At 69.9% G+C, this 22,142-nt stretch carries 25 protein-coding genes, 1 tRNA gene and 1 pseudogene; 7 read left to right on the top strand and 20 right to left on the bottom strand.

Going from position 1 to position 22,142, the window contains the following annotated elements:
* Positions 1–96: 96 nt before the first annotated feature.
* The 4 genes and pseudogenes from ABT186_RS24590 to ABT186_RS24575 all read left to right on the top strand — a co-directional run bounded on the left by ABT186_RS24590 (position 97) and on the right by ABT186_RS24575 (position 5,889).
* Positions 97–2,322 (top strand): CDP-glycerol glycerophosphotransferase family protein, encoded by a 2,226-nt coding sequence (locus tag ABT186_RS24590; protein ID WP_351926845.1) that lies wholly within the window; start codon positions 97–99, stop codon positions 2,320–2,322.
* Positions 2,319–3,977, top strand: a complete 1,659-nt coding sequence (locus ABT186_RS24585) for a glycosyltransferase family 2 protein (protein WP_351222161.1) — start codon at positions 2,319–2,321, stop codon at positions 3,975–3,977. Before ABT186_RS24590 ends, ABT186_RS24585 begins: the two co-directional genes overlap by 4 nt.
* Positions 3,978–3,994: 17 nt before the next feature.
* Positions 3,995–4,947: pseudogene (locus ABT186_RS24580) on the top strand (MFS transporter); the annotation flags it as partial.
* Between the two features lie 168 nt (positions 4,948–5,115).
* Complete coding sequence (locus tag ABT186_RS24575) at positions 5,116–5,889, top strand: TetR/AcrR family transcriptional regulator (RefSeq protein WP_351227261.1); 774 nt, start codon at positions 5,116–5,118, stop codon at positions 5,887–5,889.
* Between the two features lie 135 nt (positions 5,890–6,024).
* Here the strand turns inward: ABT186_RS24575 and ABT186_RS24570 are convergent, their stop codons facing one another.
* The 4 genes from ABT186_RS24570 to ABT186_RS24555 all read right to left on the bottom strand — a co-directional run bounded on the left by ABT186_RS24570 (position 6,025) and on the right by ABT186_RS24555 (position 10,521).
* The gene (locus tag ABT186_RS24570; RefSeq protein ID WP_351227259.1) at positions 6,025–6,498 is read right to left on the bottom strand and encodes a PPOX class F420-dependent oxidoreductase; all 474 of its coding nucleotides are present in this window, start codon (positions 6,496–6,498) and stop codon (positions 6,025–6,027) included.
* 49 nt (positions 6,499–6,547) lie between these two features.
* A complete protein-coding gene (locus ABT186_RS24565) occupies positions 6,548–7,369 on the bottom strand; it encodes a YceI family protein (RefSeq protein ID WP_351926843.1) in 822 nt (273 codons plus the stop codon).
* Positions 7,370–7,478: 109 nt separating this feature from the next.
* A complete protein-coding gene (locus ABT186_RS24560) occupies positions 7,479–9,938 on the bottom strand; it encodes an MFS transporter (protein WP_502973314.1) in 2,460 nt (819 codons plus the stop codon).
* Positions 9,939–10,032: 94 nt separating this feature from the next.
* Entirely contained in the window at positions 10,033–10,521 is a 489-nt protein-coding gene (locus tag ABT186_RS24555; protein ID WP_351227253.1) for a MarR family winged helix-turn-helix transcriptional regulator, read from the bottom strand.
* Positions 10,522–10,716: 195 nt separating this feature from the next.
* Here ABT186_RS24555 and ABT186_RS24550 point away from each other — a divergent pair, with 195 nt between their 5' ends.
* On the top strand, positions 10,717–10,911 hold the full coding sequence (locus ABT186_RS24550) for a hypothetical protein (protein ID WP_351227251.1): 195 nt from the start codon (positions 10,717–10,719) through the stop codon (positions 10,909–10,911).
* Between the two features lie 33 nt (positions 10,912–10,944).
* Here the strand turns inward: ABT186_RS24550 and ABT186_RS24545 are convergent, their stop codons facing one another.
* The 6 genes from ABT186_RS24545 to ABT186_RS24520 all read right to left on the bottom strand — a co-directional run bounded on the left by ABT186_RS24545 (position 10,945) and on the right by ABT186_RS24520 (position 15,458).
* A complete protein-coding gene (locus ABT186_RS24545) occupies positions 10,945–11,679 on the bottom strand; it encodes a hypothetical protein (protein ID WP_351926841.1) in 735 nt (244 codons plus the stop codon).
* A 115-nt stretch (positions 11,680–11,794) separates the two neighbouring features.
* The gene (locus ABT186_RS24540) at positions 11,795–12,742 is read right to left on the bottom strand and encodes an RNA polymerase sigma factor SigF (protein WP_351227247.1); all 948 of its coding nucleotides are present in this window, start codon (positions 12,740–12,742) and stop codon (positions 11,795–11,797) included.
* A gap of 245 nt (positions 12,743–12,987) precedes the next feature.
* On the bottom strand, positions 12,988–13,890 hold the full coding sequence (locus ABT186_RS24535) for an RNA polymerase sigma factor SigF (RefSeq protein ID WP_351227245.1): 903 nt from the start codon (positions 13,888–13,890) through the stop codon (positions 12,988–12,990).
* A 146-nt stretch (positions 13,891–14,036) separates the two neighbouring features.
* The gene (locus tag ABT186_RS24530) at positions 14,037–14,330 is read right to left on the bottom strand and encodes a Dabb family protein (RefSeq protein ID WP_351926839.1); all 294 of its coding nucleotides are present in this window, start codon (positions 14,328–14,330) and stop codon (positions 14,037–14,039) included.
* A gap of 49 nt (positions 14,331–14,379) precedes the next feature.
* Entirely contained in the window at positions 14,380–14,556 is a 177-nt protein-coding gene (locus ABT186_RS24525; RefSeq protein WP_351227241.1) for a hypothetical protein, read from the bottom strand.
* A gap of 170 nt (positions 14,557–14,726) precedes the next feature.
* Positions 14,727–15,458: an SDR family oxidoreductase gene (locus ABT186_RS24520; protein WP_351926837.1), complete on the bottom strand. Its 732-nt coding sequence runs from the start codon at positions 15,456–15,458 to the stop codon at positions 14,727–14,729.
* Between the two features lie 413 nt (positions 15,459–15,871).
* Between ABT186_RS24520 and ABT186_RS24510 the strand changes: the two genes are divergently transcribed.
* Entirely contained in the window at positions 15,872–16,237 is a 366-nt protein-coding gene (locus tag ABT186_RS24510; protein WP_502973311.1) for a cupin domain-containing protein, read from the top strand.
* A 67-nt stretch (positions 16,238–16,304) separates the two neighbouring features.
* Here the strand turns inward: ABT186_RS24510 and ABT186_RS24505 are convergent.
* The 4 genes from ABT186_RS24505 to ABT186_RS24490 form a co-directional block, all read right to left on the bottom strand.
* Positions 16,305–16,389 (bottom strand) — tRNA-Ser (locus tag ABT186_RS24505).
* 68 nt (positions 16,390–16,457) lie between these two features.
* Positions 16,458–16,928 carry a tRNA adenosine(34) deaminase TadA gene (gene tadA / locus ABT186_RS24500; RefSeq protein ID WP_351227297.1) on the bottom strand — a complete coding sequence of 157 codons (471 nt, stop codon included), beginning with the start codon at positions 16,926–16,928 and terminating at the stop codon, positions 16,458–16,460.
* Between the two features lie 24 nt (positions 16,929–16,952).
* Positions 16,953–17,483 carry a tRNA adenosine deaminase-associated protein gene (locus tag ABT186_RS24495; protein WP_351227295.1) on the bottom strand — a complete coding sequence of 177 codons (531 nt, stop codon included), beginning with the start codon at positions 17,481–17,483 and terminating at the stop codon, positions 16,953–16,955.
* Positions 17,484–17,746: 263 nt separating this feature from the next.
* Positions 17,747–17,932: a hypothetical protein gene (locus ABT186_RS24490; protein ID WP_351227237.1), complete on the bottom strand. Its 186-nt coding sequence runs from the start codon at positions 17,930–17,932 to the stop codon at positions 17,747–17,749.
* A gap of 159 nt (positions 17,933–18,091) precedes the next feature.
* Between ABT186_RS24490 and upp the strand changes: the two genes are divergently transcribed.
* Entirely contained in the window at positions 18,092–18,727 is a 636-nt protein-coding gene (gene upp / locus ABT186_RS24485; RefSeq protein ID WP_351227235.1) for a uracil phosphoribosyltransferase, read from the top strand.
* A 110-nt stretch (positions 18,728–18,837) separates the two neighbouring features.
* Here the strand turns inward: upp and ABT186_RS24480 are convergent, their stop codons facing one another.
* The 6 genes from ABT186_RS24480 to ABT186_RS24455 all read right to left on the bottom strand — a co-directional run bounded on the left by ABT186_RS24480 (position 18,838) and on the right by ABT186_RS24455 (position 22,136).
* Positions 18,838–19,488, bottom strand: a complete 651-nt coding sequence (locus ABT186_RS24480) for a LytR C-terminal domain-containing protein (RefSeq protein WP_351926835.1) — start codon at positions 19,486–19,488, stop codon at positions 18,838–18,840.
* A gap of 164 nt (positions 19,489–19,652) precedes the next feature.
* On the bottom strand, positions 19,653–19,949 hold the full coding sequence (locus ABT186_RS24475; protein WP_004943146.1) for a type II toxin-antitoxin system VapB family antitoxin: 297 nt from the start codon (positions 19,947–19,949) through the stop codon (positions 19,653–19,655).
* Between the two features lie 200 nt (positions 19,950–20,149).
* Positions 20,150–20,302, bottom strand: coding sequence for a hypothetical protein (locus tag ABT186_RS24470; RefSeq protein ID WP_351926833.1), 153 nt, complete (start codon positions 20,300–20,302; stop codon positions 20,150–20,152).
* A gap of 51 nt (positions 20,303–20,353) precedes the next feature.
* The gene (locus ABT186_RS24465; RefSeq protein WP_351227228.1) at positions 20,354–20,692 is read right to left on the bottom strand and encodes a hypothetical protein; all 339 of its coding nucleotides are present in this window, start codon (positions 20,690–20,692) and stop codon (positions 20,354–20,356) included.
* Positions 20,693–20,803: 111 nt separating this feature from the next.
* Entirely contained in the window at positions 20,804–21,481 is a 678-nt protein-coding gene (locus ABT186_RS24460; protein WP_351227226.1) for an HdeD family acid-resistance protein, read from the bottom strand.
* A gap of 61 nt (positions 21,482–21,542) precedes the next feature.
* Positions 21,543–22,136, bottom strand: coding sequence for an HhH-GPD-type base excision DNA repair protein (locus ABT186_RS24455; protein ID WP_351227224.1), 594 nt, complete (start codon positions 22,134–22,136; stop codon positions 21,543–21,545).
* Positions 22,137–22,142 lie beyond the last annotated feature (6 nt).

Here is a 22,142-nt window from a genome sequence, read left to right as displayed (position 1 = left end):
AATACACCTGAGCCTTTTTATCTAGGTTTGTCCTATTTTGTTCAAGATCAATTACCAGTATTGCCGCCGTGGGCGTCTGAAGAACAGGGAGGCCACGTGCAACCAGGGCTGAGTGTCATCGTCCACGGCCCCGATCCCCAAGGTCATCTGGGCGAACTTCTGGACGCCCTCGCCGCCCAACCCTTCGCCGAGGCGGAGGTGATCGTAGCTGCCGTCGGCGACTGGGCCCGGCAGCAGGCGGAACAGCATGCAGCAGGAGACCCCCGGATGGTGGTGCTGCCCCTGCCGGAGGGCACGGGCGACAGCGCGGCGCGGGCCGCGGGCGCCGCCCGGGCCACCGGCCGCTGGCTGCACTTCGTGCACGCCAAGGACGGACTGCCCGTCGGTGCCCTGCGCACGGTCGCCGACCGCACCGCGGAACTCTCGGACTCGGTGGACGTCCTCGTCGTCGACCATGTGCTCTCCACCTGGCAGACCTCCAGCGCACCGAGCGGGGACGGCCGGTACCTGGCCGGCGCCGGCCGCCGCGCCGTGCCGCTCGCCGACTCCCCGCAGCTGTTGCAGCTCACCCCGGTGCTGGGCAACCGCGTGATACGCGCGGACTTCTGGCGGTCCCTGGACGTCGCGGGCAGCGACTTCAGCGACGACGAGGCGTACGCCGCCCTCGCCGTACTCCTCCACGCCGACAAGGTCGCCTCGCTCGACCAGGTCGCGTACGAGATACGGGAGCTGCGCGAGCAGAGCCTGCCGCCGGTGACCACCGCACAGCGGTACGCGGTCATCGAGCGGTACGAGCAGCTGCACCGGATCCTGGCCGAGCAGGGCGCGCCGGAGGGACCGCGGGCGGTCCTGTACGACGTCATGGTCCACGAACTCGTACGCATCTTCGCCCGCAGCGGGATGCCGGACCCGGAGGCGCGGGAGTTCTTCACCCGCGCGTCCCGGGCCGCGGTCAGCTGGCGGCCAAAGCACCACCAGCGCCCGGCAGGCCTCGAGGGCATCCGGTACTCGCTCCTGGAGGAGAACGCGTACACCAAGTACCGCGCCTTCCAGGCCGCCAACCAGAAGCGGCGCGAGGTGAGGTCGTTGGTCGCGAGCGGCAAGCGCCAGGTGAGCGCGAAGCTGCGCGACCAGCGCTACCGGCGCGCCCTGAGCGAGCCCGTCGACCCCAACCTCGCCGTGTTCTCGGCGTACTGGGACCGGGGCGTGGCCTGCAACCCGGCGGCGATCGCCGCGAAGCTCGCCGAACTCGCCCCGCACATCCACCCGGTGTGGGTGGTCTCCCGGCACAAGGCCGCGCTGCTGCCGCCGGGCACCGACCACATCGTCCCGGGCACCCGCCGCTACTGGGACGTGATGGCGAGGGCCAAGTACCTCGTCAACAACGTCAACTTCCCCAACTCCGTGGTGAAGCGCCAGGACGCGATCCACATCCAGACCCACCACGGCACCCCGCTCAAGCGCATGGGCCTGGACCAGCTGGACTTCCCGGCCGCCTCCAAGGGACTCGACTTCGACGCCCTGCTGGCCCGAATCGACAAGTGGGACTACAGCGTCTCCGCGAACAGCCACTCCACCCGGATGTGGGAGCGGGCGTACCCCTCGAACTACACACCGCTGGACCACGGCTATCCGCGCAACGACGTCTTCTACTCCGCGACGGCGGAGGACGTCCGCGCGATCCGCGACCGCCTGGGTATCGCCCCGGGCCGCCGGGCCATCCTCTACGCGCCCACGCACCGCGACTACGAGGCGGGCTGGACCCCGCGCCTCGACCTCGCCTCCCTGGCCGACCGGCTCGGCGAGGACACGGTCCTGCTGGTCCGCGGCCACTACTTCTACGGCGGCGCCGCCTCCCCGCTGACCGACCTGCGCCGCTCGGGCCGGGTGATCGACGTGTCGTCGTACGACCCGGTCGAGGAACTCGCCCTGGCGGCGGACGCGCTGGTCACGGACTACTCGTCCATCATGTTCGACTACGCCAACCTGAACCGCCCGATCGTGATCTACGCCGACGACTGGGAGACGTACGCGAAGACGCGCGGCGTCTACTTCGACCTGATGGCGGAGGCTCCGGGCCAGGTGGCGCGCACCCAGGACGAGCTTGCGGCCGTCTTCGAGACGGACGCGTGGCGGGACGAGGCCGCGATGAAATCGCTGACCGCCTTCCGGCGCCGCTTCTGCGAGTTCGACGACGGGCGGGCGGCCGAACGGGTGGTGCGCCGGGTGTTCCTGGGCGAGAGCGAGGAGTCGCTGCCGCCCGTGATCCCCGTGGACGAACGCACTCCTGCCCCGACCCCCGAGGAGGCGACGGCGCGATGACGACGCGAACCCCCGATGTGACGATCACGGTCATCGTCTTCAACGATGCCGAGCGCCTGCCGCGCGCCGTGGCCTCGCTGCTCCGGCAGACGCACGCGAACATCGAAGTGATCATCAGCGACGACCACTCGACGGACGACACCCCGTCGGTGGCACGCCGGCTCGCGGCCCAGGACGAGCGCGTGCGCTATCTGCGGCTGCCGGAGAACAGCGGCGGCTGCAGCGCCCCGCGCAACCGGGCGCTGGAGATCGCCCAGGGTCCGTATCTGATGTTCCTGGACAGCGACGACGAGCTGCCGGAGAACGCGGTCGAGCTGCTGCTGGCCGCCCACCGCGAACGTGACATCGACTTCGCCATGGGAGCGGTCGAGCGGATCCGCGTCGACACGGGCCGCCGCTCGACCTGGATGCCGCATCTGGTCGCGGAGCGGCGCACGGTCGAGGGCATCGAGTCCGAGCCCGGGCTGCTCTTCGAGCATCTGTCGACGAGCAAGATGTACCGGCGGGAGTTCCTGGACCGGCACGAACTGCGCTTCCCCGAGGGGATCCACTACGAGGACCAGCTGTTCTCGGCGCAGGCGTACTGCCTGGCGCGTTCGTTCACGGTCGTCCCGGAGCCGGTGTACCGCTGGTACATAGCGCCTTTCGTGGCGGCGGAGGCGGCGTCGATCTCCAACCAGCGGCACAAGCTCACGAACGTGCGCGACCGCATCCACGTGCAGACGCTGATCGACGACTTCCTGGTCGAGAGCGGCCACGCGGGGCTGCGGGAGCACAAGGACTACAAGTTCCTCAAGCACGACTTCCGGATGTACGCGGGTGACCTGCCGTACCGCGACGAGGAGTGGGTGGCCGGTTTCGCGGACCTGGTGACGCCGTATCTGGAGACGCTGGCTCCCAGTGCGTACGCCCGGCTGCCGCGTACGGAGCGGGTGGTGCTCCAGCTGGTACGCGACCGGCGTCTGCCGGAGGCGCAGCTGGCGGCCCGGGGGCTGGGGCAGGATGTAGCCCCCCGAGAGACGGTGACGGACGGTTCAGGTGCGACCTACTGGGGTGCGCAACTCCCCTCCTCCACCTGGGCCCGTCGCGAACTGGACATCTCCGAGCTGGAGTTGGAGTACCGGCCCTTCCCGAGCGCGCTGTTCCGCCATGAGATCACGGCGGTGGCACCGGGCCCGGGAGCCACTGTCGACCTCTCGATCCGGACGTACGACCCCGGTCTGCGCCTCCCCGTGGGCCCGCATCGGGCGAGCATCGTGATCTCCCCCGGCCGGCGGCGCCTCGTGACGGCCTTCCGTCTGGACCCGGTGCGTCCCGGGGTCTTCGAGGGCCGGGTGCGGGTGGATCTGGCGGCGGCGCAGCTGCCCGTGCAGGGCTTCGACGGCATCCGTCACCCGGTGCTGCGCCTGAGCCACCAGGGCATGGGCAACTCGGGCGTCCTGCTGGCCCCGCTGACCTTCCCGGCACTCACGGCAACCCAGGTGGGCACGCTGCCGCACGAGGTGACCGTGGAACCGGAGGGCCGGGGCGCGGGCCGCCTCCAGCTCCGCTGGCGCCCCGTGGGGGTCACGGCCCGGGTGGGACCGCTGGTACGCAAGGTGGCGGGACCGAGGGTACGAGAGGCTGCACGCCTGGTCCGAAGCGTGTTGCGGTAACGGCAGGCAAACGGGGGCTGCCCGCCCCCGCCCGCCCCTTTCCGAGGGGCTCGGCCCCCGACCCCCCCGGGGGGGGGGGCGGGCCCCCCGCGCCCCCCCCCCACCGCTTGACCGTGCTGCTGGACAACACCGTGCTGAACGTCACGATCCCCTCGCTCACCCGGGAGCTGGGCGCATCGACCTGGGACATCCAGTGGATGATCAACGCGTACTCCCTGGTGCAGTCCGGACTGCCGCTCACCGCAGTTGATCGCCGCTCGGGCGGGCATAGGCGTCGGCGGGGCGCTGCCGCTCACCACGACCCTCGCGGTGGCGATGCAGATCTTCACGTCCGAGGGGCAGCCCAGGGCCATCGGCATCCGGAGCGCGGTCAGCGCATTCGGCTTGGCGGCCGGCCCTGGCCATGGCGGCGGTCGCCGTGCTGGTGCCGGCCGTCTTCGCCTGGTGGGAGAGCCGGATCACGTACCCGATGCTCCACCTCCACTTCTTGAGGGACCGCCGGTTCACCGGCGCGGTCGCCGGCGCGGTGCTCATCACGTTCGGCATGGGCGGGGCGCTTTTCCTCCTCACCCGGCACCTCCAGTTCGTCCTCGGATACGGGGCGTTGGAGGCGGGCTGCGCACGGCGCCGCTCGCGCTCACCGTCGTGGTGCTCAACTTCAGCGGCCTGTCGGCCAAGTGGACGGCGGGCTCGCCACGCCGGTTTCCCTCGCGCTCGGCTGATGCTGATGTCCGGCGGCCTGGTGTCGATCGCGACGCTCGCGCCCCACGCCCACAGCGGGACGCTGCTCGGTCTGCTGCTCATCGGCGCGGGCTGTGCGGTCGCCAACCCGGCCATGGCGCACGCCACCATGAGCGCGATACCCCCCCGCGAAGGCGAGAGTGTGCGCCAACGGCACGGTCGCGGAGTTCGGCAATGGGCTGGGGGTGGGGTGGCGGTGCTCGGGGCCGAGCTCAACTCCCGCTGCGCAGGGCGGAGAAGGCGGACTCGGGGGTAGTGGTCGCCCGGTAACTCGGTCGGCGGGGGCGTCGGGCGGGTACGGGTTGTTTGTGGTTGCTCGCGCAGTTCCCGCGCCCCGTTCAGGGGCGCCTGGACCTAGCATCGTGACCAGCGGTCGGAGTGTCGAGGAAGGTGCGCCATGGTGAAGGCAGCCCAGCGGGCAGGGCGTGCGGCGCGAACCAGTGTCTGGCTGGAGGGCAAGGCGCCCCGGGGCGGTGGCTCGCGCGGCGGCGGTCAGCCGTCAGGCCTGGACCGCGACCGGATCACCGGGGCGACCGTACGGCTGCTGGACGCGGAGGGCCTCGCCAAGTTCTCCATGCGCCGCCTGGCCGCCGAGCTGAATGTCACGGCGATGTCGGTCTACTGGTACGTGGACACCAAGGACGACCTGCTGGAGCTGGCGCTGGACGCGGCCTTCGGCGAGATGCGGCTGCCGGCCGCCGACTCGGACAAGGACTGGCGCGACCAGTTGCGGGCCCTTGCCGCGGAGTACCGGGCGCTGCTGGTGCGCCACCCATGGCTGTCGCCGCTGGCCGGAACCTTCCTCAACATCGGCCCGCACTCCATCGCCTTCTCGCTGGCCGTACAGCGGGTGATCCGGCTGACCGGGCTGCCCCCGCACGGCCAGATGGGCGCGACCTCGGCGGTCTTCCAGTTCGTGTACGGGTTCGGCACGATCGAGGGCCACTTCATCGAGCGCTGCGCGGCGGCCGGGATGAGCCAGGACGAATTCTTCCGCCAGGCCATGAGCGCGGTGACGGCGAGCCCCGACCTGAGCGAGGTCGTGCACCGCTCCGCGGACCTGATGGAGGCCCGCGGCGGCGACACGGTTCAGGAAATGCGCGAGAGGGACTTCACCTTCGCGCTGGAGACGCTGATCGCCGGGATCGAGGCGATGGTCGCGCGCGGTTAGGTGCCCTGGTCCTCCGAACCAGTCCTCCGAACCAGTCCTCCGAACCAGTCCTCCGAACCAGTCCTCCGAACCAGTCCTCCGAACCAGTCCTCCGAACCAGTCCTCCGAATCAGTCCTCCGAATCAGTCCTCCGAATCAGTCCTCCGAGGGAACCAGGCGGGCCGGGAAGCCGCCCGTCGCCACCGGGCCCCACCGCACCGGGGTGACCCGGATGATCGACTTGCCCTGCTTGACCATGGCCTCCCGGTACTCGTCCCAGTCCGGGTGCTCACCCGCGATGTTGCGGTAGTACTCGACGAGCGGCTCGACGGAGTCGGGCGAGTCGATGACCTCGGCCGTGCCGTCGATCTGGACCCAGGGCCCGTTCCATTCGTCGCTCAGCACGATCAGGCTGACCCGCTCGTCCCGCTTGGCGTTGCGGGTCTTGGCGCGTTCCGGGTACGTGGAGACCACGATCCGTCCCGAGTCGTCGACCCCGCAGGTCAGCGGCGATCCCTGGGGGCTCCCGTCGGCGCGCCGCGTCAGCAGGATCGCGCGGTGACGGGGTCGTACGAAGTCCAGCAGCTCGTCGAGCGATACGGCGGTGTTCGTCGCGATGTTCGGTGCCATGGGGGCAGCCTAGGGGCAGACATGCCGGAACTGCGTGACCCTGCTGTGCCTACGCCTGCGGCAGCCGCTCCCCCTGCACCGCCTGGACGTCCAGCTCCACCTTCAGCGTCGTACCGATCGCCGCGATGCCCGCCCGGACCACCTGGTTGTAGTTCATCGCGAAGTCCTCGCGGCGCAGCTCCGTCGTGGCGCGGAAGGCCGCGCGGGTGCCGCCCCACGGGTCGGAGCCGGTGCCGAGACAGGCGAGGTCGAGGTCGACCGGGCGGACGATGCCGTGCATGGTCAGCTCGCCGTGGACGGTCCAGCGGTCGGAGCCCGCGGCCGTCAGACCGGTCGAGCGGTAGGTGATCTCCGGGTACTTCTCGATGTCCAGGAAGTCGGCCGACCGCAGGTGGTCGTCACGCATCCGGTTGCCCGTTTCGATGGACGCGGCGTGGATGACGGCCTCGACGCGGGACTTCGCCACCTCGTCGGGGGCGATCTCGATGCGCCCGGCGAACTCCGTGAACCGGCCGTGCACGCTGGAGATCCCCAGGTGCTGGGCGACCGCGCCCACCGAGGAGTGCGCGGGGTCGATGGTCCACGGCCCGGGCGGCGGCAGCTCGGTGCCGCCCTGGCGGGCCAGCGTCACGGTCCCGATCTCGGCCCGCCTGCTCGCCGTGACGATCGCGCTGGAAGCGGTGGGCGCGTACCCCACCGCGGTGACGATCACGGTGTACGCGCCGGGCGCCAGTGCGGTCGCATCCCGTACGACGCCGTCCCCGTCGGTCTCGGCGCGCAGGACCTGCGTACCGGTCATGTCGGTCACGGTGACGACCGCGTGCGAGACGGCCCATCCGTCCCGCGTACGGATCCGTGCGGTCAGTCCCATCGTGTGGTCTCCCTCCAAATCCTTGAATATCCCCGTAGAAGGTTCAAAAAAATCCGGCTCGTGGAGGCGCACCTCCGATCGGAGCGCGCCCCCACGAGCCGGGGTCCGACTACTCGCCCGGGTGGGCCAGTTCGATGTCGTGGTCGTCGGTGCCACGGCCGCTCACCGTCAGCGCCGTCGCCACCGGCGGGTAGCCCGTCGCGATGACGGTGTACTCGCCGCTGTTCAGGTCGGTGAAGGCGTACGCCCCGTCCGCGCCGGTCGTGGCCGTGCCGACCACGTTGCCCGCCGCGTCCACCAGCGTCACGCGGGCGTCCGCGAGGGGGCCGTGCGGGGCCCGTACGACACCCTGGACCTGGGCGCCGGAGTCGAGGTCGACCTCGATCCGGGTGACCCCGGTGCCGCCCACCTCGACGGGCAGGGCGCGGGGCCGGAATCCGGCGGCGTTCACCGCGACGGTCACGGAGCCCGGCACCAGTTCGGCGAAGGCGAAGTCACCCTGCTCGCCGGTGGTACCGGTGGCCAGCAGATCACCACGGACGTCCGTGACGATCACCATCGCGTCCTTGACCGGCAGCGCGGTCTCCGCGGCCCGGACGACACCGGTCAGGCCGCTGGTGCCGCTGAGCAGGATGTCGTACGACATCGGGTCCTCGCCCACGACGACCGTCGAGGCCTGTGGCTGGAAACCGTCGGCGGAGGCGATCAGGACGTACGAACCCGTGCCCGGCGCATCCACCGCGTAGGAACCGTCGGCCTGGGCGACCGAGCGGCCCAGCTGCCGTCCCCCGAGGGAGATCAGTGTGACGGCGGCCCCCGGTACGGGCGCGCTCTCGGCGCCGCGGACGAAGCCGCGGACCGGGATGCCGCCGCCCTCACCGGCGGAGGCCGGCGGGGCCACCGTGGCGACCGCGGACAGCTTCTGCGTGCCCTCGGGACCGCCCTCGGGGGCGGAGGCCGCGACAGCCCAGCTCGGGACGTTTCCCTCGACGGGGGCGGACGCCTCGGCGGCGGTTTCCGCGGGCGCCTGCTCCGGCTCGGACTCGGAGGCCGCGGCCTGCGCCAGGGCGCCCTTGGTCCTCAGCGGGACCTCCTTGATGAACAGGGTGATCACGAAGGCGAGGAACGCCAGGCAGGCGGCGATCAGGAAGACGTCGGCGATGGCGTGGCCGTACGAGCTCTCCATGAGCGTGCGCAGCGGCGCGGGCATCCTGCTCAGGTCCGGGATGGATCCGCTGGAGCCGGAATGGGACGCGAGGGCCGCGTACTTGGGGCCGAGGCCGGCGAGGCCGTCCGTGAAGTAGTGGGTGATCCGGTGGGCCATGACCGCGCCGAGCGCGGAGACACCCATCGCACCGCCGAGGGACCGGAAGAAGGTGACCGTGGAGCTGGCCGAACCGAGGTCGGTCGGGTCCACCTGGTTCTGCGTGGACAGCACCAGGTTCTGCATCATCATGCCGATGCCGAGGCCCAGCAGCGCCATGAAGATCGCCATCTTCCAGTACGCCGTGTCGTAGCGGATGGTGCCGAGCAGGCCCAGACCGGCCGTGACGAGCACGCCACCGGCGACCAGCCAGGCCTTCCACTTGCCGGTCTTGGTGATGACCTGGCCGGAGACGGTGGAGGAGACGAACAGACCGCCGATCATCGGGATCGTCAGCACACCCGACATCGTGGGGGACTTGTCACGGGCCAGCTGGAAGTACTGGGCGAAGAAGACCGTGCCGGTGAACATCGCGACACCCACGAAGAGCGAGGCGAGCGACGACAGGGTGATGGTGCGGTTGCGGAACAGGCGCAGCGGGATGATCGGCTCGCTGGCCCTGGTCTCCACGAAGACGAAGATCGCACCGAGGACGATCGCGCCCGCGATCATCGTGTAGGTCTGCCACGACAGCCAGTCGTACTTGTCACCTGCGAAGGTGACCCAGATCAGCAGCAGGCTGACGGCGGCGGAGATGAAGAACGCGCCGGCCCAGTCGACCTTCACGTCCCGCTTCACCACGGGCAGGTGCAGGGTCTTCTGCAGCACGATCAGGGCGATGACCGCGAAGGGCACGCCGACGTAGAAGCACCAGCGCCAGCCGAGCCACGAGGTGTCGGTGATGACACCGCCGAGCAGCGGGCCGCCGACGGTGGCGACGGCGAACGTGGCGCCGAGGTAGCCGGAGTAACGGCCGCGCTCCCGCGGGGAGATCATCGCGGCCATGACGATCTGCGCCAGCGCGGACAGACCGCCGACGCCGACGCCCTGGACGACACGGCAGGCAATGAGCATGCCGGGGTTCTGCGACAGCCCCGCGGCCATCGAGCCGAGGACGTAGATGACAAGGGCTATCTGGACGAGCGCCTTCTTGCTGTACAGGTCCGCGAGCTTGCCCCACAGCGGGGTGGTCGCGGTCATGGCCAGCAGCGACGCGGTGACGACCCAGGTGTAGGCCGACTGGCCGCCGCCGAGGTCGCCGATGATGTGCGGCAGTGCGTTGGAGACGATCGTGGACGACAGGATCGCCACGAACATGCCGAGCAGCAGCCCGGAGAGGGCCTCCATGATCTGCCGGTGCGTCATCGGAGCGCCGTCCGGGGAGCCTCCCCCGTGCTTGGCGTGAGCCCGCACACCGGCTGGTGTGGTCGTTGCCATGGGCTTCCTTTTCTTACGTTGCTTATGCGGGTGTACGGGTTGTTGTCTGTTCGAGTACGGGTGTGGGGAGCCGGGGCCCGGAACGGCAGTCGCCGAAGCTGGCCCGCAGCCGCGTCATGAGCCGGATGAGCTGACCGACCTCGTCGTCGCTCCAGTCGCTCAGGCGGTCGGCCAGCAGCTCGGTGGTGCGCCGGGACAGCTCGTCGAGCTGGGCCCGGCCCGCGGGCGTGAGGCGCAGGATGCGGGAGCGCTTGTCCGCCGGATCGGGGGACCGTTCGATCCAGCCCCGTTCCGCGACGTGTGCGACATGGCGGCTGGTGACCGACATGTCCACGGCGAGCAGCTCGGCGAGCTTGCTCATGCGCATGTCTCCGTTGCGGCCGAGGAGCGACAGTACGGCCGCGGAACCGCCGGGGCAGTCGTGCGGCAGGATCCGGCCCATGTCCCTTTTCACGGCGCCGAAGGCACTGAGCTCGCGCGCCAGCTCCTCGTACTGCGCCTGCTCGGCCATGACACCTCCCACGTTCGTTGCTTAGGGCAACCATAGGGAAGATTGGTTGCTGCAGGCAAATGAAATCGGGAGTACGGCCATAAAAACTTGGCAAAGGCAAGTATTGGCGGACGTAAACCCGCAGGTGATGGGGGATTCGCCGTTGGGGGAGCCCCCGCTTGGGCTGTTCACGCGTATTCGCTAGGGTCCTGGGCCATGGCTAACACCCAGGGCCCCCAGGGCAACTACGACCCCGCCGGCAACACGCAGATGTTCCGTGCGTTCGTCGACGAGGCGCCGCAGGGCAGGCAGTCGGCCGCCGCCCCGGCCGGGCCTCGCATCGGTCTGATCATCGGCGTCGTCGTCGCGGTGGCGATCGTCGCGGCGGTCGCCTGGCTCGCGCTGAAGTAGTACGAGCCGAAGCAGTACGAGCAGGGCCAAGCCCTACTTCCACTGGACGGACACGTCCCGCGTCTCGATGTGCATGCCCAGCGGCACACGCCATTCGTCGACGCACACCGTCCAGGTCCTCTCCACCGACGCCCCGGCGGCGATCGGTGCCGGAAGCGTGCCCGTGGACTCGATGGTCGCCCAGTCGATCCCGAGGGCCCCGATGATGTGCGTTCCGAAGGTCACCGTGCCCGAACGCACCGGAGCGCCTCCGGTGTTGTGGAAGGGGACGGTCACCTTCTCGCACCACCGCTTGTCCGTCGCCTCCCGCACGGACTCGCCCACGCTCAGCGCGGCGGGCCCGCCGGGTGTCGTGCGAGGGGCGCTCGCCGTCCGAGAAGGCGTACCCGGGTTCGTACGACCTGACGGTGTGCTCTGCGGCGAGGGGCTGGTGCCGGCGGCCGGAGTGCCGCTCGTGTCCTGGACGCCGTCCGGGGTGACGCCGGGCGAAGGCGTGTTGCCCGCGGTGGAGTCTGAGGCTCCGCTTCTGTGCGCCCGTGCAGCCCCGGGGCCGGCCGGGCCGTCGAGCGGCACCAGCGTCACGTCCCCCGTCGGCGCCACCGCCGTGCCGGATGCGAGGGCCGTGCCGCCCGCCGGTCCGACCGCGACATAACCGTCACCGCCCGTGCCGCCCGCGCACGAGGCCAGAAGACCGCCCAGACACACGACCGCCGTCGAGGCACCGATCAGGGCCCCTCGACGGCCTCGCAACCACGTCGCCCGAAGCATCGCGCCAGTGTGGCTGACACTCCGTCAATTAGGAAGCCTCGGACGGCCTCAGGGGAACGGTGAGCCCTCGGGCGAACCGGGAACCTCTGACGGTCCCTTCGGGCTCCCGCGCACCTCAGTCCGAGATCAGCCCCTCGCGCAGCTGCGCCAGCGTGCGGGTCAGCAGCCGGGAGACGTGCATCTGCGAGATACCGACCTCCTCGCCGATCTGGGACTGCGTCATGTTCGCGAAGAACCGCAGCATGATGATCCGCCGCTCGCGGGGCGGTAGTTTGGCCAGCAGCGGCTTGAGGGACTCGCGGTACTCCACGCCTTCCAGCGCCGTGTCCTCGTAGCCGAGCCGGTCCGCGAGCGAGCCTTCGCCGCCGTCGTCCTCGGGGGCCGGGGAGTCCAGCGAGGAGGCCGTGTAGGCGTTGCCGACGGCGAGGCCGTCGACCACGTCCTCCTCCGACACGCCCAGCACGGAGGCGAGTTCGGTGACGGTCGGCGAGCGGTCCAGCTTCTGCGACAGCTCGTCGCTCGCCTTGGTGAGGGCCAGGCGCAGCTCCTGGAGGCGGCGCGGTACGCGCACCGACCACGACGTGTCCCGGAAGAACCGCTTGATCTCGCCCACGACCGTCGGCATCGCGAACGTCGGGAACTCCACGCCCCGTTCGCAGTCGAAGCGGTCGATCGCCTTGATCAGGCCGATCGTGCCGACCTGGACGATGTCCTCCATCGGCTCGTTGCGGCTGCGGAAGCGGGCCGCCGCGTACCGCACGAGCGGGAGGTTGAGCTCGATGAGGGTGTCCCGGACGTATGCACGCTCGGGGCTGTTCTCGTCGAGTGCGGCGAGCCGCAGGAAAAGGGAGCGGGACAGGGTGCGGGTGTCGATGGCTTCCGAGGCCGGGAGGTCCGGGGCCTCTGCGGTGGCCGGCAGGCCCTCGGTGCCCGGGAGGTCCTGGGCCGGAAGGGTCTCGGCGCTCGGGAGGTCCTGAGGGGCCTGAAGGTCCTGAAGCACGTCGGGCGCGGAGTCGCTCTGCGTGAGCGTGAGCACCTTCGAGCTGCCCTGGTCTGCGGACATGCCACCCCCTTTGGGTCGCGGGACGGTCGCGGCGGACGCTCCCGTCGGAGGAACGCAGCCTCCACCTGAATACCGGCCGCGAGGCTGCGGCAAACGCGCTTCCGGCAGAATGTCACATGTCGGCAACACGCTGTAGAGACATGTCGACATGTGAAACGCGAATGCGCCCTGGTTGGAAGTGTTCTGAGGGTTTTTCAGCGCAGAACTGTCGGGAAGAGAGCTTGCGAACGATTCGCTCTCGTGAGTTATGCGTCGATCCTGTTTGCGGATCTCAGCCGCGCGAAACTCCTGGCGAGGAGCCTTGACACATGCATCTGCGAGACACCCAGTTCGGCGCTGATCTGTGACTGGGTCAGGTTGCTGTAGTAGCGCAGCAGCAGGATCCGCTGTTCGCGCTCCGGCAACTGGACGAGCAGATGCCGTACGAGGTCGCGGTGCTCGACCCCGTCGAGCGCGGGGTCCTCGTAGCCGAGCCGGTCGAGCAGACCCGGCAGTCCGTCGCCCTCCTGGGCGGCCTCCAGGGAAGTGGCGTGGTACGAGCGGCCCGCCTCGATGCAGGACAGCACCTCGTCCTCGGTGATGCGCAGCCGCTCGGCGATCTCGGCGGTCGTCGGGGAGCGCCCGAACGCGGTCGTCAGGTCCTCGGTCGCGCTGTTGACCTGCACCCACAGCTCATGCAGCCGGCGCGGAACGTGGACCGTGCGGACGTTGTCGCGGAAGTACCGTTTGATCTCCCCGACGACGGTCGGCATCGCGAAGGTCGGGAACTGCACACCGCGGTCGGGGTCGAAGCGGTCGATGGCGTTGATCAGGCCGATCGTGCCGACCTGGACGACGTCCTCCATGGGCTCGTTACGGGAGCGGAAGCGGGCGGCCGCGTAGCGCACGAGCGGGAGATTCGCCTCGATGAGCGCCCCGCGTACGCGGTGGTGCTCGGGCGTGCCCGGCTCCAGATCCTTGAGCTGGGCGAAGAGCACCTGTGTGAGGGCGCGGGTGTCGGCGCCACGGCGTTTGTGAGGGGCGGCCGGAACGGAATCCTGAGGCTCGGCGGGAGCCTCGTCCTGAGGCGGCGCAGTACTGGCCGACACGGTCAACGCCACCTCTTCATCCGTCAACACATCTGTCAACTCCCCGTCAAAAGCGGTCATAGCATCACAAGAAATGGACACACTGTGCAAGCACCGCATAACTCCGTGTTGAGGGCGAGTTGGGGCATACGACGCAGCAAAGCCCCCCACCGTTCCGGTGGAGGGCTTTACGGGCAGTGTCGCCCGGAATCCGTGTGCGGAGTCGCTCAGATTTCGTAGTCGGCGATCACCCAAGTGGCGAACTCGCGCCACATCGCGACGCCCGCCTGGTGCGCCGGGTGCTCCAGGTACCGCTTGAGGGCGTCCGTGTCGTCCACCGCCGAGTTGATGGCGAAGTCGTATGCGATGGGGCGGTCGCTGATGTTCCAGCCGCACTCCCAGAAGCGCAGCTCGTCGATCAGGTCGCCGAGGGCCTCGAAGGCGCGCACGCCCTCCACGACGCGCGGGTCGTCGCGCCGGACGCCCTCGCTGAGCTTGAAGAGGACCAGGTGGCGGATCACGGGCGCTCCCAGGGATACGACGACGACGGCGGCCGCCCGGCCGGTGACGTCACTTCGCCCCGTCGGCGAGCCAGGTCATGAAGTGGCCGATGGCCTTGGCGGCACTCGAAATGCCCTCGAACCCTATCTGGACATAGTCGGCGGCCTTGGCCGGGTCGGTGATGATCACGTAGAGCACGAACACCACGACTGCGTACAGCGCGACTTTCTTTCCCTGTACTGCCACCGTGGCCTCCCCCGTCTCTTCCGCCCCGCGGGGCCCGTTCGCCGCCGGTGAGTGTAACCCGCCCAGGTGTTCGGGGCTCGCAAATGGTCACGTATGCACCAGGTCCTCACCTGCTCCTTCCCCGACGGCGAACGGACGGGGAACAGACGGCGAACGGACGGAGAACGGACTCAGGCGAGCCAGTCGGCGTAGTGGGTCGGGGCGATACGGGTGTCACCGTGGGCGATCAGGAAGTCACCCTGGACGGCCGCGAACATGCCGGCGGTGTCATCGGTGACGACCGAGCGCCCGTCGCCCTTGGCTGTGAGGGTGATCCGGCCGAGTTCGTCGAGGGCGTAGACGTCGGGGCCGGCGATGTTGAGGATGCCGTTCAGTGGCGTGCCTGCGGCGACTTCGGCGACGGTGGCGGCGACGTCCGCGGCGGCGATCGGCTGGATCGGTGTGTGCGGCAGGCGGACCGTCTCGCTGTCGGCCGTCTCCGACAGGACCGCGTCCATGAACTCCATGAATTGCGTGGCGCGGACGATGGAGTACGGGATCGGACCCCCGGCGAGGATGTTCTCCTGGAGCGTCTTGGCCTGGTAGTAGTCCAGTTGGGGCACCTGGTCCACACCGACGATGGAGAGCACGACGAAGTGGCCGACGCCGGCCTTCTCGCTCGCGGCCAGAAGGTTGGTCATGGACGTGCGGAAGAAATCGAGCGAGGCGTCGTCGAACGTTGGGGAGTTGGTCAGGTTGACGACGGCGTCAGCACCTGCGACGGCATCGTCCAGACCCTGGCCTGTGATGATGTCGACGCCTGTGGACAGCGAGTGCGGTACGGCCTGGTGTCCGGCTGCCTTCAGGTTCTTCACGACCTGAGACCCGATCAGTCCGGTTCCCCCGATGACGGCGATCTTCATGGCTTGCTCTCACTTTCGACGTTATATGTGCGATATGTACCTTATAAATCCAGGTGGCGCCCGGACTGGAACTCGGACATCTCGGGCGGTGTCGACTGGGCACTGCACTACTGCTGTGCAGTGCTGATATCGGTGCAGGAGCCTGTGTCCGCCGCGAGGCCGGCGGAACCGCGCGACGTTTCACCCGCATACCTCGCCAAGCAGCTTGGTAAAGGCCGGCCCCGACGTCCGAGGCCCGCCGTCCAGGTCCCGAATAGTGGAGGCCGCCGGCAGGAGGCAGGGTGGAGCCAGGAATTGACGAACACGGTCACCGCGGTTCCCGGGCAGGCCCACGGAGGTGCAGCACGGCGTCGGAGAAGGACTCGGCGGACAGGGCCGGTGAGCAGGAGAGCCCGGCGGAGTTCGGACCCAGGATGCCGGCGGACGTCAAGCCGCCCTTCATTCCCGAGGGTGCTTCGGGGATGACCGTCCTCGTCGAGTGGCCTCCCGGTCACCCCGGGACGCCTCCACACCGCCATTCGGGGCCGTGTTTCGGCTACGTGATCGAGGGCGCGGTCCGGTTCGAGCTCGAAGGTGAGCCGGAGCGCGTGATCGAGGCCGGTGAGACGTTCTGGGAGCCGGGCGGTGACGTGATCCATTACCAGGACGGCAACGCCCTGTCGGACGCGCCGACCAAGTTCGTCGTGATCATGCTGTGCACGCCTGGCCAGGAGATGCTCACGCTGGTCGACGAGGAAGAGCTGGAGAAGCGGGCCCACCTGCGCGCCCCGCGCCCCTGATCCGCATGGACCGAGACGGAAGCCGATGAGGGGCCCGGTCCATAGGACCGGGCCCCTCATCCATCTGCGGTAGCGGAGGGATTTGAACCCTCGGTGACTTGCGCCACACTCGCTTTCGAGGCGAGCTCCTTCGGCCGCTCGGACACGCTACCGAGGGAGACCCTACCCCAAGGTGGGCCGTGGTCAGAAATCCGTTTCCGGGGATCGCCCGGTCCGGGCCTCAGCGCGAGCGGAAGAAGTCCGTGAGGAGCCGGGCGCATTCGTCCGCGAGCACGCCGTCGATCACCTCGGGGCGATGGTTGAGGCGCCGGTCGCGCACCAGGTCCCACAGCGACCCGACCGCACCGGCCTTCTCGTCGCGGGCGCCGTAGACCACCCGGTCCACCCGGGACTGCTGCAGCGCGCCCGCGCACATCGTGCAGGGCTCCAGGGTGACGACGAGCGTGCACCCGGGCAGCCGCCACTCGCCGAGCGCTGTCGCGGCCCGGCGGAGCGCGAGGATCTCCGCGTGGGCGGTCGGATCGCCCGTCGCCTCGCGCTCGTTGTGAGCGGCGGCGAGCACCGAGCCGTCCAGGGACAGCACGACGGCGCCGACCGGGACGTCACCGCCCTCGACGGCCCGTCCGGCCTCGTCCAGGGCGAGCCGCATCGCGGCCCGCCAGCGGTCGCGCACCGGATCGGGGGTCGGCATCTCCTCGTTGTGTGTCCTGTGCACCTAGCGGACGGTCTCCAGGACCTCCGAGGCGCCCAGGGCTTCGGCGATCGAGCTGAGGGCGTCCTCGGCGTCCAGGGCGCGCAGCTCCTTCTCGCCGACGCCGAGGTCGTCGAGGATCTCGCTGTCGCCCACGGGGCCGTGCGGCACGGCGGCGTCCGCGCTCGCGCCGTCCTCGTCGTCGTCCTCGGGCTCACCGTCCTCGGTGCCGTCGAGGTCGAGGGAGTCCAGGTCGGCGACGTCGTCGCCGGGCTCCCTTCCGAGCAGTTCGTCCGTGAGCAGGATCTCGCCGTACGAGCTGCGGGCTGCGGCTGCGGCGTCCGAGACGTAGATACGAGGGTCGTCCTCGCCGTCCACGCGGACGACGCCGAACCACGCGTCCTCCTGCTCGATGAGTACGAGCACCGTGTCCTCGTCGACCGAGGCGTCGCGGGCCAGGTCGGTCAGATCCGACAGGGTCTCCACATCGTCGAGCTCTGTGTCGCTCGCTTCCCACCCGTCTTCGGTGCGCGCGAGCAGTGCGGCGAAGTACACCGTGACTCTCCCACTGGTCATAGGCGTGCCGGTTGGGGGTCCCCCCGGCGGAGGTTGCGGGCGGGGAGTGCTTCTCCGAGCCCCACCCACTCGGAATCGTGGCAGAAACAAGGCGTTCAGGGGACGTCTTCGGCTCCCTGTGTCTGGCCGTTTTGATCGCGGGTACGCGTATCGCTCACCAGCGCACTCATTGCCGCCACCTGCGGATCGTACGCGGCCCGGGGCGATGAGGTCGCACGGCCACCCCCATGGCGGCCGAGTCGCTACCAGCGGAAGGTACGCATGCGCATGGCGTGACGCAGGCGCGCGGCCTTGGCGCGGCGGGGCTGGACGCGGTCGCGCAACTCCCGCGCCTCCGCCAGTTCACGCAGGAACCGGGCCCGGCGCCGCCTGCGCTCGGCGTCCGTCTCCTGCGCTTCGGGTTCCTCGTGGGACTCCGTGTCGGCCACTGGCACACCACCCCGGTTGTGTCCCTCTCACTTTCCCTCTGATGGGGGGCTTGATGCCAACGTCCGGGTGGTGGGGAAGGGGCGGCTTGTCCGCAGCGGCGGCTCGGGTTGTCGTACAACGGAACGATGGGCGCGCAAAGCCCGGTTACTGTTGGGGACATGCGTCTCCACGTCGTCGACCATCCCCTGGTCGCCCACAAGCTCACCACGCTGCGCGACCGGCGCACCGACTCCGCGACCTTCCGTCGGCTCGCCGACGAGCTCGTCACCCTGCTCGCCTACGAGGCGACGCGGGACGTGCGCACCGAGCAGGTCGACATCGAGACCCCGGTCTCCCCGACCACCGGCGTCAAGCTCGCCCGTCCGCGCCCGCTGGTCGTGCCGATCCTGCGCGCCGGCCTCGGCATGCTCGACGGCATGGTGCGGCTGCTGCCGACCGCCGAGGTGGGCTTCCTCGGCATGATCCGCGACGAGGAGACGCTGCAGGCCTCCACGTACGCCTCACGCATGCCGGAGGACCTCTCCGGGCGCCAGGTGTACGTCCTGGACCCGATGCTGGCGACCGGCGGCACGCTCGTCGCGGCGATCCAGGAGCTGATCAAGCGGGGCGCGGACGACGTGACGGCCGTGGTGCTGCTCGCGGCCCCGGAGGGCGTCGAGGTCATGGAGCGCGAACTGGCGGGCACGCCGGTGACCGTGGTGACGGCGGCGGTCGACGAGCGCCTCAACGAGCACGGCTACATCGTGCCGGGGCTCGGGGACGCCGGCGACCGGCTGTACGGCGCGGCGGAGTAGGCAGCGTTCGGAAGGGGGTGTGGTTCTCGTACGGGAACCACACCCCGTACCGGGCCGGAAATCCGTGGCCCGGGGCCCGGAAACCCGTGGCCCGAAAGCCGTGGGGGACCTCAGCAGCCCTTCTTGGCGCTGCCGGCCGACGGCGACGGCGCGGGCCCTGTCAGCGTCGCCAGAGCCTTGTCGGCGTCGGTCTTGCTCGTCAGCGACTTGAAGCCGTCGCCCAGGATGAGATCGACGTCCGTGCCCGTGCGGGCGTCGGTGCGGCGCTCCGCGTCCGCGAGCTGTGTGCCGAGGACCGGCAACGAGGTGTCGAGGGAGGCCTTGGGGCCGAGAAGTATCCCGACACCCTTGACCTTCTTGTCGTACTCCTGCGTCGCGTTGCCCACGTTGCCGATGTGGAAGCCGCGCTTCTTCAGCTCGTCCGCGGTCTCCTTGGCGAGGCCGCCGCGGGTCGTGGCATTGAAGACGTTGACGGTGATCCGGCCGGGCTGGGGCAGCGCCTTGGCGGCGGTCGCGGGCGACGGGCTCGCCTTGGCCTTGGTCGGGCAGTCCGCCTTCGAACCGGCCGCCGAAGCCCTGCCGCCTCCCGTGAAGACATCGATGAGCTGCAGGGTTCCCCAGCCGATCAGCCCGATGGCGGCCACGGACGCAACGACGGCGAACAGGAGCCTGCCGCGGCGCCGGGGCCGGCGCATCCGCGGATACTTGTCCCCCGTGATCCGGTACTGGCCGCCCATGCCGGGGGGAGTCAGCATGCTCATGAGCGCAGCGTAGTGCGCCCGGGCGGCAATGCCTACTAGATGATCATTGGATGCCGCCCAGTCCAACCCGAAAGGGTCAAAGGGCGCTCGGACGGGCCGGGAGCGCAGGTGAAACGGGCGTGAAAGGCCGCGAACCGCACGGCGGAAAGCCGGCGGTGACGGAATCAGTCGAGTTCGAGAACTCTCGCGTGCAGCACCTGGCGCTGCTGCAGCGCCGCGCGGACCGCACGGTGCAGACCGTCCTCCAGGTACAGGTCGCCCTGCCACTTCACGACATGCGCGAAGAGGTCGCCGTAGAACGTCGAGTCCTCGGCGAGCAGGGTCTCCAGGTCGAGCTGCTGCTTGGTCGTCACGAGCTGATCGAGGCGGACCGGGCGCGGCGCGACGTCCGCCCACTGCCGGGTGCTTTCCCGGCCGTGGTCGGGGTACGGCCGGCCGTTTCCGATGCGCTTGAAGATCACACGGAAAGCCTACCGGTCCAGACGTTCCGGGCGCAGCCATGGCGACGGAGTGCGACGCGGGAAAAAGACATGGTAACGAGGGCAAACCGGGAAGAGGGACCTGAGATGAACGCCGGTCGACCCGCGCCCGGGCCGCCGCGCACGAGGGCCGGAGCGCATCGGCGCGGGGCGGCCGCCCGGTTCGGGGCGGCCGCCGGGCGTTACTCGTGTTCCTGCTCCGGTGGGACCGGCGGCCGGGGTTCCTCCCCGGCCTCGGACTCCGGATCCGGTTTCGGTTTCGGTTTCGGTTTCGTACTGCGTACGGCCTCCGCAAGCACCAGGGCGTGCAGGACCGCGTAGGGGTCGCTGGGCATGACGGTGTCCTCGCCTTGCTGATGGGGTGACGGTTCCGGAAGCCGGACCTGTCAGCAGCGCAGGACCACGGTGCGGAGGGCATGCAGGGCGGCGGAGCCCGGCACCTGCACGGCGGCGGCGGACGAGCGGCCCGGTTCGGACGGACGGCCGCCGGCCGACGGGTCCGGCCGCAGCGGTTGGACCGTCCGGGGTCCCTGCACGGCGGTGGGCGACAGCGCCGCGTCGAGTACGTCGCACTCGGCGCCGCAGGTCTCCGCGGACACCGCCGCGGGCGGGGCCACCACCGCCCCGGTGTGCGCGCCCGTCGCGAGCAGCGCGACGAGTACCACGAGCACCCGCAGCCAGGCATACCGACGAGCGGCGCGGGGGGCATGCGGGGCAGGGCTCACATCAGGTCACCTCCCCACCATGCGTACGTGGTTCATCGCGTCGGCCGTGAGAACCGCTCGCACGGCGTACCTGGTGGGCGCGGAGTTGACCTTTGTCACACCATGCGTTTTTCACACGGTGCGCGGGACCTGTCGCGCGAGGCCGCGGATCCGGAACGCCGTGACGATCTCGACCAGGCCGACCACGAGCAGCCACCAGCCGACGACCAGGGTGAGCACGGCGATCGTCTTGAACGGCGAGACGATCAGCACGATCCCGGCGATGAAGGTGACGATGCCGAGGAAGACCTGCCAGCCGCGCGCGGGCACGCCCGGGTCGTGCGCGGCGGCCACGGTCTGGGTGATCCCCCGGATCAGCCAGCCGATGCCGATCCACAGCGCGAGCAGCAGGATCGACTCCATGGGGCCCCGGAAGCAGAACAGGCCCAGCAGGATCGACAGCGCGCCGCTGATGAAGGCCAGGACACGCAGCGAGGTGGCCTTGTGCGTGCCGAAGGCGGACGCCAGCTGGAGCACACCGCTGACGATGAGGTAGAGGCCGAAGAGGACCCCTGCGACGAGCAGCGACGGGCCCGGCCAGGCCAGGACCAGGACGCCCAGGATCACGGACGCGACACCGGTGGCCAGGACGACCTGCCACGCGGTGCGGGAGAGGGTGTGCAGGAGCCCCTCGAAGGGCGGCTCCACTTCTTCCGACAGTGGTCTCGGCGCATGCGCGTCACGCGCGGCGTGGACGCGGCGGTCGTTGTACTCCGGTCCCATGTGGGAGCCGCTCGGTATGTCGGTCATGATCCATGCTTGGACCGGTCGTGGACCGCCCGCCACCCCGGGTGGTCCACCCGGATGACGACTACCGGCCCGTGGCCCTGGCGGCCTTCGCCGCGGCCTTCATCTCCTGCTTGTGCGAGCGGACCTTCGCCAGCGAGTCGGGCCCGGTGATGTCGGCGACGGACCGGAACGACTTCGCCTCGCCGTACGGTCCCGCCGCCTCCCGCCAGCCCTCGGGCCGCACGCCCAGCTGCTTGCCGAGCAGGGCGAGGAAGATCTGAGCCTTCTGCTTGCCGAACCCGGGCAGTTCCTGAAGCCGCTTCAGCAGCTCCTGTCCGCTGCCGGCGTCCTTCCAGATGGCCTCGGGGTCCCCGTCGTAGTGCTCGACGAGGTACTGGCACAGCTGCTGGATCCTCTTGGCCATCGAACCCGGGTACCGGTGCACCGCAGGCTTCTGCAACAGCAGTTCGGCGAAGGCCTCGGGGTTCTGCGCCGCGATCTCGTGCGCGTCGAGGTCGTCCGTGCCGAGCCGCTGTGCGATGGTCCACGGTCCCTTGAACGCCCACTCCATCGGGACCTGCTGGTCCAGCAGCATCCCGATGAGCGCGGCGAGCGGACTGCGCCCGAGGAGCGCGTCGGCCTCGCGATCCTGGGCGAGGTGAAGGGTGACATCCATGCGTCG

Origin of the sequence: Streptomyces sp. NPDC001634, assembly GCF_040298185.1 — a bacterium.
GTDB lineage: Bacteria > Actinomycetota > Actinomycetes > Streptomycetales > Streptomycetaceae > Streptomyces.
This window is presented reverse-complemented; position numbering and strand designations above follow the sequence as displayed.